The 13,157-nt window shown below is 53.4% G+C and carries 17 protein-coding genes; 8 read left to right on the plus strand and 9 right to left on the minus strand.

What is annotated here, in order from left to right; translation table 11 throughout:
* Positions 1 to 72 precede the first annotated feature (72 nt).
* Together AYI96_RS04655 and AYI96_RS04660 are read right to left on the minus strand one after the other, a co-directional pair.
* Positions 73 to 576, minus strand: a complete 504-nt coding sequence (locus AYI96_RS04655) for a YqhA family protein (protein ID WP_039033473.1) — start codon at positions 574 to 576, stop codon at positions 73 to 75.
* Positions 577 to 666: 90 nt separating this feature from the next.
* The gene (locus AYI96_RS04660) at positions 667 to 1,470 is read right to left on the minus strand and encodes a crotonase/enoyl-CoA hydratase family protein (RefSeq protein WP_071476755.1); all 804 of its coding nucleotides are present in this window, start codon (positions 1,468 to 1,470) and stop codon (positions 667 to 669) included.
* A 362-nt stretch (positions 1,471 to 1,832) separates the two neighbouring features.
* Between AYI96_RS04660 and AYI96_RS04665 the strand changes: the two genes are divergently transcribed.
* Together AYI96_RS04665 and AYI96_RS04670 are read left to right on the plus strand one after the other, a co-directional pair.
* Positions 1,833 to 2,828 (plus strand): response regulator, encoded by a 996-nt coding sequence (locus AYI96_RS04665; protein WP_039033474.1) that lies wholly within the window; start codon positions 1,833 to 1,835, stop codon positions 2,826 to 2,828.
* Between the two features lie 15 nt (positions 2,829 to 2,843).
* Positions 2,844 to 3,803, plus strand: coding sequence for a sensor domain-containing diguanylate cyclase (locus AYI96_RS04670; protein ID WP_039033475.1), 960 nt, complete (start codon positions 2,844 to 2,846; stop codon positions 3,801 to 3,803).
* A gap of 70 nt (positions 3,804 to 3,873) precedes the next feature.
* On the opposite strand, the gene murA is transcribed toward AYI96_RS04670, so the two are convergent.
* From murA to mlaF, 7 genes are read right to left on the minus strand one after another with little or no spacing between them, the layout of a single operon-like run.
* Positions 3,874 to 5,133 carry a UDP-N-acetylglucosamine 1-carboxyvinyltransferase gene (murA, locus tag AYI96_RS04675; RefSeq protein ID WP_071476733.1) on the minus strand — a complete coding sequence of 420 codons (1,260 nt, stop codon included), beginning with the start codon at positions 5,131 to 5,133 and terminating at the stop codon, positions 3,874 to 3,876.
* A 9-nt stretch (positions 5,134 to 5,142) separates the two neighbouring features.
* Positions 5,143 to 5,400 (minus strand): BolA family protein, encoded by a 258-nt coding sequence (locus AYI96_RS04680; RefSeq protein ID WP_039033477.1) that lies wholly within the window; start codon positions 5,398 to 5,400, stop codon positions 5,143 to 5,145.
* A 7-nt stretch (positions 5,401 to 5,407) separates the two neighbouring features.
* Positions 5,408 to 5,695, minus strand: coding sequence for a lipid asymmetry maintenance protein MlaB (locus AYI96_RS04685; RefSeq protein WP_039033478.1), 288 nt, complete (start codon positions 5,693 to 5,695; stop codon positions 5,408 to 5,410).
* Entirely contained in the window at positions 5,692 to 6,348 is a 657-nt protein-coding gene (locus tag AYI96_RS04690; RefSeq protein ID WP_039033479.1) for a phospholipid-binding protein MlaC, read from the minus strand. Before AYI96_RS04690 ends, AYI96_RS04685 begins: the two co-directional genes overlap by 4 nt.
* A 10-nt stretch (positions 6,349 to 6,358) precedes the next feature.
* Positions 6,359 to 6,832 carry an outer membrane lipid asymmetry maintenance protein MlaD gene (gene mlaD, locus AYI96_RS04695; RefSeq protein WP_039033572.1) on the minus strand — a complete coding sequence of 158 codons (474 nt, stop codon included), beginning with the start codon at positions 6,830 to 6,832 and terminating at the stop codon, positions 6,359 to 6,361.
* A gap of 43 nt (positions 6,833 to 6,875) precedes the next feature.
* Entirely contained in the window at positions 6,876 to 7,661 is a 786-nt protein-coding gene (gene mlaE, locus AYI96_RS04700; RefSeq protein ID WP_039033480.1) for a lipid asymmetry maintenance ABC transporter permease subunit MlaE, read from the minus strand.
* Positions 7,648 to 8,475, minus strand: coding sequence for a phospholipid ABC transporter ATP-binding protein MlaF (gene mlaF / locus AYI96_RS04705; RefSeq protein WP_039033481.1), 828 nt, complete (start codon positions 8,473 to 8,475; stop codon positions 7,648 to 7,650). The genes mlaE and mlaF overlap by 14 nt, the downstream gene beginning before the upstream one ends.
* 284 nt (positions 8,476 to 8,759) lie before the next feature.
* On the opposite strand from mlaF, the gene AYI96_RS04710 reads away from it, so the two are divergent.
* From AYI96_RS04710 to lptB, 6 genes are read left to right on the plus strand one after another with little or no spacing between them, the layout of a single operon-like run.
* Positions 8,760 to 9,722 carry a calcium/sodium antiporter gene (locus tag AYI96_RS04710; protein ID WP_144361104.1) on the plus strand — a complete coding sequence of 321 codons (963 nt, stop codon included), beginning with the start codon at positions 8,760 to 8,762 and terminating at the stop codon, positions 9,720 to 9,722.
* Positions 9,723 to 9,752: 30 nt separating this feature from the next.
* The gene (locus tag AYI96_RS04715) at positions 9,753 to 10,730 is read left to right on the plus strand and encodes a KpsF/GutQ family sugar-phosphate isomerase (RefSeq protein ID WP_039033482.1); all 978 of its coding nucleotides are present in this window, start codon (positions 9,753 to 9,755) and stop codon (positions 10,728 to 10,730) included.
* Positions 10,730 to 11,281: a 3-deoxy-manno-octulosonate-8-phosphatase KdsC gene (gene kdsC, locus AYI96_RS04720; RefSeq protein WP_039033483.1), complete on the plus strand. Its 552-nt coding sequence runs from the start codon at positions 10,730 to 10,732 to the stop codon at positions 11,279 to 11,281. Before AYI96_RS04715 ends, kdsC begins: the two co-directional genes overlap by 1 nt.
* The gene (gene lptC, locus AYI96_RS04725) at positions 11,278 to 11,838 is read left to right on the plus strand and encodes an LPS export ABC transporter periplasmic protein LptC (protein ID WP_039033484.1); all 561 of its coding nucleotides are present in this window, start codon (positions 11,278 to 11,280) and stop codon (positions 11,836 to 11,838) included. The genes kdsC and lptC overlap by 4 nt, the downstream gene beginning before the upstream one ends.
* Positions 11,825 to 12,358, plus strand: a complete 534-nt coding sequence (gene lptA / locus AYI96_RS04730; protein WP_039033485.1) for a lipopolysaccharide transport periplasmic protein LptA — start codon at positions 11,825 to 11,827, stop codon at positions 12,356 to 12,358. Before lptC ends, lptA begins: the two co-directional genes overlap by 14 nt.
* Positions 12,355 to 13,083, plus strand: a complete 729-nt coding sequence (gene lptB, locus AYI96_RS04735) for an LPS export ABC transporter ATP-binding protein (protein WP_025011764.1) — start codon at positions 12,355 to 12,357, stop codon at positions 13,081 to 13,083. Before lptA ends, lptB begins: the two co-directional genes overlap by 4 nt.
* Positions 13,084 to 13,157: the final 74 nt, after the last annotated feature.

The raw sequence follows: 13,157 nt of genomic DNA on the forward strand, positions 1-13,157 counted from the left end.
CTAATTGCAGAAGTTGCTGCCAAAACCGGCCGGCAGACCAAGCTTTCCGTAGAGCAAATGTCGGCAGTGCGATTACTCTTTCTTGCCGCCATTGGAGAACATCAACGCCAGGGAGATGAGTACCACAGTGCCTCCCATGAACAGCAAATCCAGTGCCGAGCTGGGCTTGATATCGGCAAAGAAGGAAAACACCTTGATGATCAACATCATCAATATCACTTTGCCCAACTTGCTCTTGAGTGCATCTATGCTGGAGATGATCAGTATCTTCCCACCGGTATCCGAGTTACTGGCCGGTTCCAGGTTACGGATAAAGAGTTCATAGAGGCCGAAAGCAAAGATCAGCAGCACAGCCCCGAGCAGGAAGGTATCCAGTATCTCCACCAGTACCATCACAAGATCGTTACGCACATCATAGCTACCACTGAGTAGGTACTCCCACAGCAGAGCAAACATATGTAGCACGTCCTTGACTCCCATGACAAAGGTGACCAAGGCCGCCAACACACAGGAGAAGACTCCAACCATGACAGACAAGCGACTGCCCCACAGCAAGCGTTCAAAAAAAATCCGCATCCCAATTTCCATCTAAAAATAAAGTGACGGATTTTCAGGCGCTTCTGTCATATAGGTCAAGTTAATATTTATTTAGCCGTGAAGGGTATCTCACCAGTTTCGCCGCGGTTCAAAGGCCCGCTCGGGATCCTTGCCCTGCCGCACGGCAGCAATGGCTCTGTTACGCCCCAAAAGCAGACGCACCTGACTCCAGGACTCCCGCGCCAGCAGGCGCCGACGGGAACCGTTCCAGCTGCGGTTGATACTCAGTTTGATCGCCGCCAGTGCATCGGGAGAGCGTTCATTGAGTTCAGCTGCCAGTTGTTGTGCCCGGGCCAGAGGATCACTGCTGCACTCGGTCACCAACCCAAGTTCCAACGCCTTGCAAGCGGGGATTAATTCCGCCGTCATACTGAGTTTCAATGCCTGATCTTTGGTCAGAATTTCCCGCAAACTCACCAAGCCGCCCATGTCGGGCACCAAGCCCCATTTGGCTTCCATAATAGACAATTCGGCGTCATTGGCGGCAATCCGAAAATCGGCGCCGAGCGCAATTTGCAAGCCGCCGCCATAACAGCGGCCATCCAAGACGGCAATCACAGGAACCGGCAGCTCACGCCAGGCGACAGACACCTGTTGCGCCAGATTGGCATTGCCCGGTAACCACTTGAACAACAGCTTCAGCGCTTGCCAGGGAGAGTTAGCCACACTCTTGATATCCAAACCGGAGCTGAATTGGCCCCCCTCACCTCTGAGGATCACCGCCCGCAAATGCCGTTGACGGCGCAAGTGACGCGCCATCGCCTTGAGCTCGCTGAACATAGTGTAATTAATAGCATTGAGCTTATCCGGCCGGTTCAAGCTAACGATAGCCAACTGTTGCTGCCATTCCAGGCTAAGAGTCTGCCACTGCATCTGCAGGTCCTTGAAAGTTGAAGTTATGTTAACGGTATCACCATCAAACAGGTCAGGCCAGATCAAAAATCGCTCTATTTCAATATCACAGCACAGTTTAAATTTTGGCTTGCGTCAATAAACTGACATTGGTTTTGACTTAGTGGCGACAAGTGTTCACAATATCGACCCTCAAAAGGCAAGCCATTGCACTAAATAAGATTTTATCCTGCCAAATATGAGAAATGGACATAAAGTCCGTATCCGCCGGTATATTACTATCGGCCCTGTCCTCTCTGATCCAGCGGCATAGTCAGAGGATAATCACAAAAATGCCGCTGTAGGTGTTATCTTCAAGTAATGCGGTAGAACAGGAAATCTCTATGGCGATTCCGGTACTCATATGCGACGACTCTGCGCTGGCGCGAAAGCAGATGGCCCGTACCCTTCCCAAAGAATGGGAAGTCGACATCAACTTTGCCGCCAATGGCGCCGAAGGACTTGAGGCTATCCGCGCCGGCAAGGGTGAGATTGTCTTTTTGGACCTCAACATGCCGGTCATGGACGGCTATGAAGTGTTGCAAGCCATTCAACAACAAGATCTGCCGGCGATGGTGATAGTCGTCTCTGGTGATATCCAAATTAAAGCCCATCAAAGAGTCAAAGCCTTGGGCGCGCTGGATTTTATTCAAAAGCCCGTCAGTGCAGATGCCATTCGCAACATACTACAGGAATATGGCATTTTGCAGTTGGCCGAAGGCGGCGACGGCAACGAAGAACCTATGATCCAGGTGGATATGCGCGATGCCTGCCAGGAAGTTGCCAACATTGCCATGGGGCGCGCCGCCGATCTGCTGGCCAAGTTGCTGGATGTATTTGTGCTCTTGCCCATTCCCAACGTCAATGTGCTGGAGGTCAGTGAGTTGACCATGGCACTCAAGGCCACAGAGCAAAGCCCCAAAATTTCGGCGCTGTGTCAGGGTTTTATCGGTGCCGGCATTGCCGGTGAGGCGCTATTGCTGTTTCACGACTCCAGCTTCAAGGATATGGCCAAGTTAATGGGCCTGTCAGATCCCGAAGACACCAACACGGAAATCGAGGTGATGATAGATACCGCCAATGTGCTGATCGGCGCCTTCCTCAGCGGCATCTCGGAGCAGCTGGATATGCAATTCAGCCAGGCGCACCCTGTGGTGCTCGGACGGCATTGTACAGTGAACGATCTGATCCACGATAACTCAGATCGCTGGCAGCGCACGCTGGCGATGGAGATCAATTATCGCATCGAAGATCACAATGTGCAGTGTGATCTACTGCTGCTCTTTACCGAAGACTCCTTGCCGACGCTGAATTTCAAGCTCGGCTATCTGATGAACTGACAAAACAGGTTTGCCATGGCAAAGGATTTGAATGCAATAAATGAACTGCACTGGCTAATCGACATGGTGCAAACCATAGAGGTTGGCCTGGTGGTACTGGACCGAAATTACAATATTCAGCTGTGGAATGGCTTTATGGAAAACCACAGTGGCGTCTCTCCCAACGATATTAAGGGCACCAACCTGTTTGAACGTTTTCCGGATCTGCCGGCCAGTTGGCTCAAGCAGAAGATGGAATCTGTGTTTCTGCTGAAAAACCGCGCCTTCATCAGCTGGGAGCAGAGGCCCTATGTATTCAAATTCAAGAACTACCGACCCATCACAGGCCGCGCCGAATTCATGTTCCAGAATGTCACCCTGCTGCCACTGGCCTCTCTCACCGGGCAGATCTCCCATATCAGCATCATCATCTATGATGTGACGGATATCGCCATCAATAAGCTGCAGCTCAAAAGCGCCAACGAGCGCCTGGAACACCTGAGTCAAACCGATGGCCTGACCCAACTGCACAATCGTAGACACTGGCAATTTTGCATGCAGCGGGAGTTTGATCGTCACACCCGCTATGGCGAGCCAGCCAGCCTGGTGATGTTCGATATAGATCACTTTAAACGGATTAACGACAGCCTGGGGCATATCGCCGGAGACAGGGTTATTCAGCATCTATCCCATATTCTCAGCCAAAACCTCAGGGAAACCGACTGCGCCGGGCGCTATGGCGGCGAAGAATTTGCCGTAGTCTTATCCCACACCAGCGCCGAAGATGCTCGCTCCTTTGCCGAGCGGCTACGCATTCAGATAGAAAGTAGCCGCTTCAGCTTCAATGGTCAGCCGGTGCCTTTTACTATCAGTTTGGGGATCTGCGATCTGAGTGACGAGGTGGAAAACAGCGATCAATGGCTGGCCAATGCCGATCAGGCCCTATATCAGGCCAAGGTTTCCGGCCGCAACTGCGTCAGTATTTTCAGCGATTGATTTGCGGGGAATACGGCCAATAAAAAACCACTCTAGGAGTGGTTTTTTATTGGCTGGCTGTGCAACCGGGTTAGGAGATGCGCTCTACCGAGCCACCAAGACCCTTGAACTTATCTTCGATATGCTCATAGCCTCTATCCAGATGATAGATACGGTCCACTACTGTGGTGCCTTCGGCCATCAGTCCGGCAATCACCAAACTGGCTGACGCCCGCAGATCGGTCGCCATCACCTGAGCACCATTGAGCTGCTCAATACCGTGAATGATACAGGTATTGCCTTCCAGTTCCATGTTGGCGCCCATACGGTTCAACTCGGGCACATGCATAAAACGGTTCTCAAAGATGGTTTCCGTGATAGTGGCAGTGCCTTCTGCCAGTGCATTAAGCACACAGAACTGCGCCTGCATATCGGTCGGGAAACCGGGGTAAGGCAGAGTCTTGATATTGACTGACTTGGGACGCTTGCCCTTCATGTCCAGGGCTATCCAGTCGCTGCCGGTAAGGATTTCGGCGCCGGCATCTTCCAGCTTGGCCAACACAGCCTCCAGCGAGCCGGGATCGGCATCCAGACAACGGATCCGGCCACGGGTCACCGCTGCAGCCACCAGGAACGAGCCTGTCTCAATTCTGTCCGGCATCACCCGATAACGGCAACCATTGAGCTTTTCCACCCCTTGAATCCGTATGGTAGCGGTTCCGGCGCCCTCAATCTTGGCTCCCATGGCGATAAGGCACTTGGCCAGATCCACCACCTCGGGTTCGCGGGCAGCGTTTTCAATCACGGTTTCACCATCAGCCAAGGCCGCAGCCATCAGCAGGTTCTCTGTGGCGCCGACACTGACCATATCCATAAAGATATGCGCGCCTTTGAGGCGGCCATCAACCCGTGCCTTGATATAGCCTTCATCGACTTCTATCTTGGCGCCCATCAGCTCCAGGCCGTGCAGGTGCAGGTTCACCGGCCTGGCACCTATGGCGCAGCCCCCCGGCAGAGACACATCCGCCTTACCAAAACGTGCCAGCAAGGGCCCCAGGATCAGAATCGAGGCGCGCATGGTCTTCACCAGATCATAAGGGGCGCAAAACTCATTGATGCCGCTGGCATCGATACGTATCTGCCCTTTGCCTTGCTCGCTGACGTCGGCACCGAGGCAACGCAACAACTTACAGCTGGTATTGACGTCCCTCAGATTAGGCACGTTGGAGACCAGGAATTCCGATTCGGTCAACACCCCGGCCATCAGGATAGGCAGAGCGGCGTTCTTGGCGCCGGAGATCACCACGTTACCGGCAAGCGCACCGCTTGCCTGAATTTTCAGTTTATCCACATTGATACTCTAGGCTGGCATGTTGAAGATTTTTTCACGCTGCCACTGGGTAGGCGTAAAAGTCTTGATACTGAGCGCATGCATCTCACCACTGGTGATCTTGTCCATCAGGGGGGCATAGATTGCCTGCTGCTGCTTGATACGGCTCATGCCATCGAAACATTCACCCACGGCCACTATCTTGAAATGGCTGCCTTCGGCGCTGACATAAACTTCCGTCAACGAGAGTGAGTCCTTTAATATTTGTTCTATCTCTGTGGTATTCATAGGAAACTTACCTAGTTTGGCCCTCTGTGCTAAAGAAGGCATCCAAATCATACAGGGCGATCAACTTACGCACCTGTGGCGAGGGAGAAGCCAGGGTCAGCTCCCCCTTTCTGAGACTGACAAGCTCCATTAGAAACGCCATGCCGGCACTGTCTGAGTATGTCAGCTCGCTGAGATCCAACCGGCGCACATCGGCCGGCAGCAGTGTCTTGCGTGTCTTCCACAAACGGGTGACTTCTTCTTGAGTCAAACGCCCGCTCAATTTGCAGCTATCGCCCTGTGGCTCAAGCTTCATAGCGCATCCTTGCCTTTGGGGCCATCGGGATCCACGTGAGCCTGAGTGCGCTCTTTTAGCATCTCAATCACGGCATCTATGCCCTTCTGGCGAATGAGAGTAGTGACTTCCGACTGCTTGGAGGCCAGCAGACTGACACCTTCGGCAACCAGGTCAAAGGCCTTCCAGCTGTCGTCCTTCAAACGACGCGCCTTGAACAACAATTTGATTGGCGGGCGGCCCGCTTCAATGATCTGTACATTCACCTCGACTATCTTTTCCTGGCTGAAGTCAATGGCACGGCCAAATTCCACTTTCTGATTGGTGTACTCGGTAAAAGCCTGGGCATAGGTGGAAACCAGATAGCCCTCAAAAGCATCGACAAAGGCATCACGCTGCTCTCTGGTGGTCTGCTGCAAGTATTGGCCCATCACCTTGTAAGCGGCGTACTTGTAATCCACATAAGGCATCAGCTCCTCTTTAACGATCACCTTGAGGTGATCCGGATTGCTGTCGATGATGCTCTTATCCTGATGAAAACGGTTAAATGTCTTGTCGGCAACCTGTTCCACCATGACATAAGGGTTGCTGGTATCGATATCGGTCGCCTGTGCCACTGTTGCAGACGCCAGACAGGCGACGGCCAACAGATTACGGATTATCCCTTTAAACATCTCAGTGCTCCTAGTTGTCCTTTGAACCCATGCTATATAAAAACTGCCCGATCAGCTCCTCCAACACCAGCGCCGAACGGGTATCATCGATGCGATCGCCATCTTGCAAAATCGCGATATCGTCATCCATAAACCCTGGAGTCAAGCCGAGGAACTGCTCACCCAGCAAGCCCGAGGTCAAGATAGCCAGGCTGCTGGTTTCAGGAAACTGGTCGTAACGCTTGTCCATGGTCAGGGTCACCACAGGCACCATCTGCTGGGGATCCAGGGTGATCTGACTGACCCGACCGACAACCACACCGCCCACTTTGACCGGCGAGCGTACTTTAAGGCCGCCGATGTTACTGAACTTGGCCGTTAGAGTGTAAGTATTGCTAGCGGACTGCACCTCCACATTGGCCACCTTGTATACCAGCAGCAAAAAAGCCACCAGTCCCGCCAACAGGAAGAGTCCCACCATAAATTCAATTTTTCGTGTCAACATAGAGTCACCAGAGTTAATCATCCATTATGCGCCGGCGCCAAAATCAGCGGGCAAACATCAGCGCCGTCAATAAGAAGTCCAGCGCCAATACCGCCAGGCTGGACTGCACCACAGTCTGAGTGGTCGCGCGGCTAATCCCTTCCGGATTAGGCACCACCTGATAACCTCGATAAAGGGCTATCCAGGTCACCACTATGGCAAAAACAAAACTTTTAATCAGGCAGTTAACTATGTCCTGCCGCCATTCCACCGCGGCCTGCAGAATCGACCAGAAGGCGCCATTGTCTATGCCTTTCCATTCAACCCCAACCAGATAACCGCCATAGATACCCACAGTGGTAAACATCAAGGCCAACAACGGCATACTGATCACCCCGGCCCAGAAGCGCGGCGCAATCACCTGCCGCAGCGGATCTATCGCCATCATCTCCAAACTGGAGAGCTGCTCTGTGGATTTCATCAACCCCAGTTCAGCGGTCAGGGCCGAACCGGCGCGGCCGGCAAACAGCAAGGCGGTAACCACTGGCCCAAGCTCCCGGAGCAAGCTCAGCGCCACCATGGGGCCCAGGCTCTCTTCAGTGCCAAAATCCACTAAGATGTTGTAGCCCTGAAGCGCCAGTACCATGCCGATAAACAGTCCGGAAACCAAAATGATCACCATGGACTGCACACCGACGACGTACACCTGCTTTATCAGCAATGGCAAGCCTTTGCGTGGCCGTGGCAGCTGCACCAGGGCGCCCCAAAGCATCACCCCGGCCTTGCCGAGCCCTGTTATCAGACCCAGTGCATTGCGGCCAAGATTGGCTATCGAATCAGTCAAACTCACCGAGCAACTCCTTCTGATAATCCTGCGCCGGATAGTGGAAAGGCACTGGGCCGTCCGGCATACCGTCGATAAACTGCCTCAGCTGTGGATTGTCGGCCTGCTTGAGCTCGGACGGAGTACCATGAGCTATGATGCGCTTGTCGGCAATCACATACACATAGTCGGCAATGCTCAGCACTTCGCCCACGTCATGGGAAACCACCACAGAGGTGAGATTCAAGGCATCGGACAACTCTTTAATCAACTTCACCAGCACTCCCATGGAAATGGGGTCCTGACCGGCAAATGGCTCGTCATACAGCACCATTTCCGGCTCGAGCGCTATGGCACGGGCCAAGGCAGCCCGGCGCTGCATTCCGCCGGAGAGTTCGCTCGGCATCAACTGCGCCGCGCCGCGAAGTCCTACGGCTTCAAGCTTCATCAACACTATGCGACGAATGATGGCTTCCGGCAGCCCTGAGTGTTCCCTGAGAGCAAAGGCCACATTATCGAACACATTCATGTCGGTAAACAGGGCACCGCTCTGGAACAACATGCTCATTCGCTTACGAGCTTCAAACAGCTCGTGGCGGCTCAGCTTGTGAAGATCCTGACCATCGAACAACACCTCGCCGTGATCCGGAGTCAACTGCCCGCCGATGAGCTTCAGCAGCGTAGTCTTGCCTATGCCGCTGGGTCCCATGATGGCAGTGACTTTACCTCTGGGAATCGTGAGGCTTATCTGCTCAAAAATCACCCTCGATCCACGACTGAAGCCGAGATTATTGACCTCGACCAGGGGAGAAGGATTTTGCTGCTTGCTGGATTCCGGCATCAAAATGAAATGGAGACCTTGTCTAGTGGAATTCAAGTTACGGCGCGGCTGTAGCACCACGGCACATATGGCCCGCCGTTATAAGGCTTGATACTGCCGCAGGCTTACTGAATTGACGCTGAATGGCGCCCGGTAACCCGTCTGGCCAAGCCAAAGATAAGCGATAAATTGTACGCAATTGAGGATAAGCGCACAACTGAATCAATAGTATCGCGCCGTGATACTTTCAATTTGTAGCAAATACGGCGAAAATGCACGCCAGAATCCGTAGCTTTATTTACTGCATGTTATTCAATATTTTCTTGCTGCTCGCCGGCTTGTCCGTCCTGGTCTGGAGTGCCGATAAATTCGTTTATGGCGCCGGGGCTTTTGCCCGTAACCTGGGGTTACCCCCCATGTTGATAGGACTGACCATAGTCGCCATGGGCAGTTCGGCCCCTGAGATGTTCGTTGCCGCCAACGCCTCCATGGCCGGCATGCCGGATACGGCCGTGGGTAATGTGCTGGGCTCCAATGTCGCCAATGTCAGCTTGATCCTGGGGTTGACCGCCCTGCTCGGGGCTATTGCCGTCAGCTCCAAGACCCTGAAGCGGGAGATCCCCATGATGCTGGGCGCCACAGTGCTGGCGGGTTACTTCCTGCACGATCAGTATCTCAGCCGCAGCGAAGGAGTTATTTTACTGGCGCTGTTCTTCGGCCTGATGGGCTATCTTATCTGGCATGCACTGACCAATAAGAATAAGGATCCACTCGCCGATGAAGCCGATGCCGAGATCCCCAAAGATGTGCCCACTGCCAAGGCAGTACTCTGGTTGATCATAGGCTTGGTACTCTTGCCACTGTCGGCAGACTGGATGGTCGAAGGTGCCGTGGGTATTGCCAAGTCTTTTGGGCTATCGGATCTGGTTATCGGTCTGACCATCATTGCCGTGGGCACCAGCCTGCCGGAACTGGCAGCCTGCGTAGCCGGTGTGCTCAAGAAAGAGGACGACTTGGCCATAGGCAATATTGTCGGCTCCAACCTGTTTAATATTCTGGCGGTATTGGCAATACCCGGTCTTATCGCCCCGGGCGTAATCGACGCCGCAGCGGCCGGACGCGACTTTTATATGGCTTTGGGCACCAGTTGTGCCCTGGCACTCCTGGTGCTGAGCACAGGTAAACAACGTGAACTCAAGCGCTGGCACGGTGCCTTACTACTGATAAGCTTCATTGGCTATCAATACAGCCTGTTTCAATCCCACTAGCGATGAAGGGCAAAAAGACGAGAGACAACTATGGCAGAAGCTAAGCAACTGCGCCAATGGGGCCGCAGAGTAATAGATATCGAGAAACAAGCACTGGATAACCTGTACCAGTTTGTTGATTCCCCCGAGTTCGCCCAAGCCTGCGAACTGATCCTCAACTGCAGCGGCAAGGTGATAGTGATGGGGATGGGGAAATCGGGCCATATAGGCAACAAGATTTCTGCCACCCTCGCCAGCACGGGCACCCCGGCATTCTTCGTTCACCCGGGCGAAGCCAGCCACGGCGACCTTGGAGTGTTGAGTGAAAACGATATCGTATTGGCTATCTCCAACTCGGGCGAGTCCAGCGAAATTCTAACCCTGATCCCCGTCATCAAGCGCCAGGGGATCCCTATGATCTCCATGACAGGCAAGCCAGAATCCACCATGGCTAAGCTGGCGCAGCTGCATCTATGCATCAAGGTGCCGGAAGAAGCCTGCCCGCTGGGCTTGGCCCCCACCTCCAGCACCACGGCCACCCTGGTGATGGGAGACGCCCTGGCGGTCGCCCTGTTGCAGGCCAAAGGCTTTACCAAAGACGACTTTGCCCTGTCGCATCCCGGCGGCGCTTTAGGGCGCAAACTGCTGCTCAAGGTCAGCGATGTAATGCATAAAGACGAAGAACTGCCGTTGGTCACAGAAGATATCTGTATCACAGACGCCCTGTATGAAATCTCCAAGAAGGGTCTGGGTATGACCTCAGTAGTCAATCAGCAGAAGCAGCTTGTGGGTATTTTCACCGATGGTGATTTGAGACGTGTCATCGACGCCGGAGTCAACCTGCGTACCACCAAAATAAGCGACGTCATGACCCGGGATTGCATCACCAGTGGTGACAATATCCTCGCGGCGCAGGCGCTCAAGGTGATGGACGAAAACGACATTAACGGCCTTATCGTCATCAATGGCGCCAATGAGCCGATTGGAGCACTCAATATGCTGGATATGGTCAAGGCGGGGGTTATCTGATGAGTCATCAAGGTTTTTACGGACCCATAAGCGAAGACAACTGGCAAAGAGCCGCCAAAATCAAGCTGCTTATTTGTGATGTCGACGGTGTCTTCTCCGATGGCCGTATCTATATGAGCAACAGCGGCGAAGAGCTGAAGGCCTTTCACACCCGCGATGGCTATGGAGTGCGCTCGCTGCTGTCCTGCGGCATTCAGGTGGCGGTGATCACCGGCCGCAAGTCCCAGATAGTCGAAAACCGCATGACGGCCCTGGGGGTAGACAAGATTTATCAAGGCATAGACAACAAGCTTGAGCCCTATGAGGCGCTGCTTAAACATTATGACCTCAAGCCTGAACAAGTGGCCTATATAGGTGACGACATTGTCGACCTGCCGGTGATGAAGCAAGTTGGACTGGCGGTTTGCGTGGCCGATGGCCATCCTTGGGTAAGGCAGCACTGCCACATGATCACCCAGATTACCGGCGGCCATGGTGCGCTGCGGGAGCTGGCGGATCTTATCCTGCTCAGTCAGGACAAATTTGAAAATGCCCACGGAATGAGTATATGAATAGGGTCACTCTGGCCATTATTTTGTTTTTCTCCACTGCACTTATCCTTTACTGGCAGGTGCAGAACAAGCGCAACGCCCAACAGAGCGAGGCGCCGGTGGATGTTGTGCGGCCGGACTTTGTCGCCGATGACCTGCGCTCAGTCAACTTTGACGAGCAGGGCAATGTCGCCAGCAGGGTCGCGGCGGCACACATGGAACACTATGAAGCCAATGAGAAGACCTTCTTCAACCAACCGGTTTATCTGGTCTATCCGGACAAGGGCGAAGCGCAGTGGCGCCTGTCTGCCAACGAGGGCAGGCTCAATCGCAAGAGTAACCGAGTGGTACTTGAAAATAATGTTATCATCGACGCCATTAGCCCCAATGAACCGATCCAGAGCCTGAAAACCAGTTATGTGGAGCTGGATCTGGACACCATGATCATGACCTCAGATCGCGAGATCCTGATCGAAGGCAGAGACTTTAATATCAAGGGATCCGGCCTGTATGCCGATCTCAACGCTCAGCAAGTAAAGCTGACCAGTCAGGTGAAAGGAACCTATGAAACCAAGTAAGCTTTTTATCGGTGCCCTCTTGTGCATCACAAGCCTGTCGGCGGTGGCCATTGAAGAAGATCTGCTGCAAAAAGTCGAGATCAGCGCCGCCAATCAGTTTGCCGATATCAAAAACAAGCGCGTGGTATACGGCGGGCCTGTCACAGTCACCCAGGGCAGTTTGAAGCTGCTGGCCGATGAACTCACGGCTTACACTGAGGACAAGAGTGGCGAGCGGATCCTGGTGGCCAAGGGCTCACCTGCCACCTATACCCAGAAGCTGGAAGATGGCCGTCAGGCCAGTGCCAAGGCCAAAGAGATCCACTACAACATAGACAGCCGCATCATGACCTTGATAGGTCAAGCCAAAGTGGAACAGGACGGCAGCGAAGTAACCGCCGAGAAGATAGTCTACGACATCAACAAGCAGCAGCTGGAAGCGGAAAGCAGCGGCAAAGGCCAAGATAGGGTAACCACTGTTATCCAGCCGGAAAACTATCAGGATCTCAATAAGAAAGAACAGCAGCAGGAGCCGCAATGACCAGCACCCTGACGGCACAAAACCTGGCAAAGAGTTACAAGAAGCGCAACGTAGTCAAAGATGTCAGCCTATCGGTCAATACCGGCCAGATCGTGGGGCTGCTGGGCCCCAACGGGGCGGGCAAGACGACTACCTTCTATATGGTGGTTGGCCTGGTGCAGAGTGACAAGGGCCGTATTTTCATTGACGACGACGAGCTGACCTTGGATCCCATGCACCTGCGTGCCCGTAAAGGCATAGGCTATCTGCCACAGGAAGCCAGTATTTTCCGCAAGCTGTCGGTACATGACAACATCATGGCCGTACTGCAAACCCGCAAAGAGCTCAACAGCGACGAGCGCGAGGAACAACTCGAACAGTTGCTGGAAGAATTCCACATTACCCACATACGTGACAGCCTGGGGATGTCCCTCTCCGGCGGTGAACGCCGCCGGGTGGAAATCGCCCGGGCATTGGCCGCCAATCCACAGTTCATTCTGCTGGATGAGCCGTTCGCCGGTGTGGATCCCATCTCAGTTATCGATATCAAGAAAATCATCGAACAGCTTAAGTCCCGCGGTTTGGGGGTGCTGATCACAGACCACAATGTTCGCGAAACGCTCGACGTTTGTGAGCGAGCCTACATTGTCAGCCATGGGCAGTTGATTGCCGAAGGCACACCCGCTGAAATCTTGGACAACCAGCAAGTGCGTGCTGTGTACTTAGGCGAACAATTCAGGCTATAGTTAGGATCATGTCATCCGGCGGCAATTCCGGGTATTATAGTTTGTTATTATTGAATTTTTTCCTTGAAAAATAA

Origin of the sequence: Shewanella sp. MSW (assembly GCF_007636515.1) — a bacterium.
Lineage (GTDB): Bacteria > Pseudomonadota > Gammaproteobacteria > Enterobacterales > Shewanellaceae > Shewanella > Shewanella indica.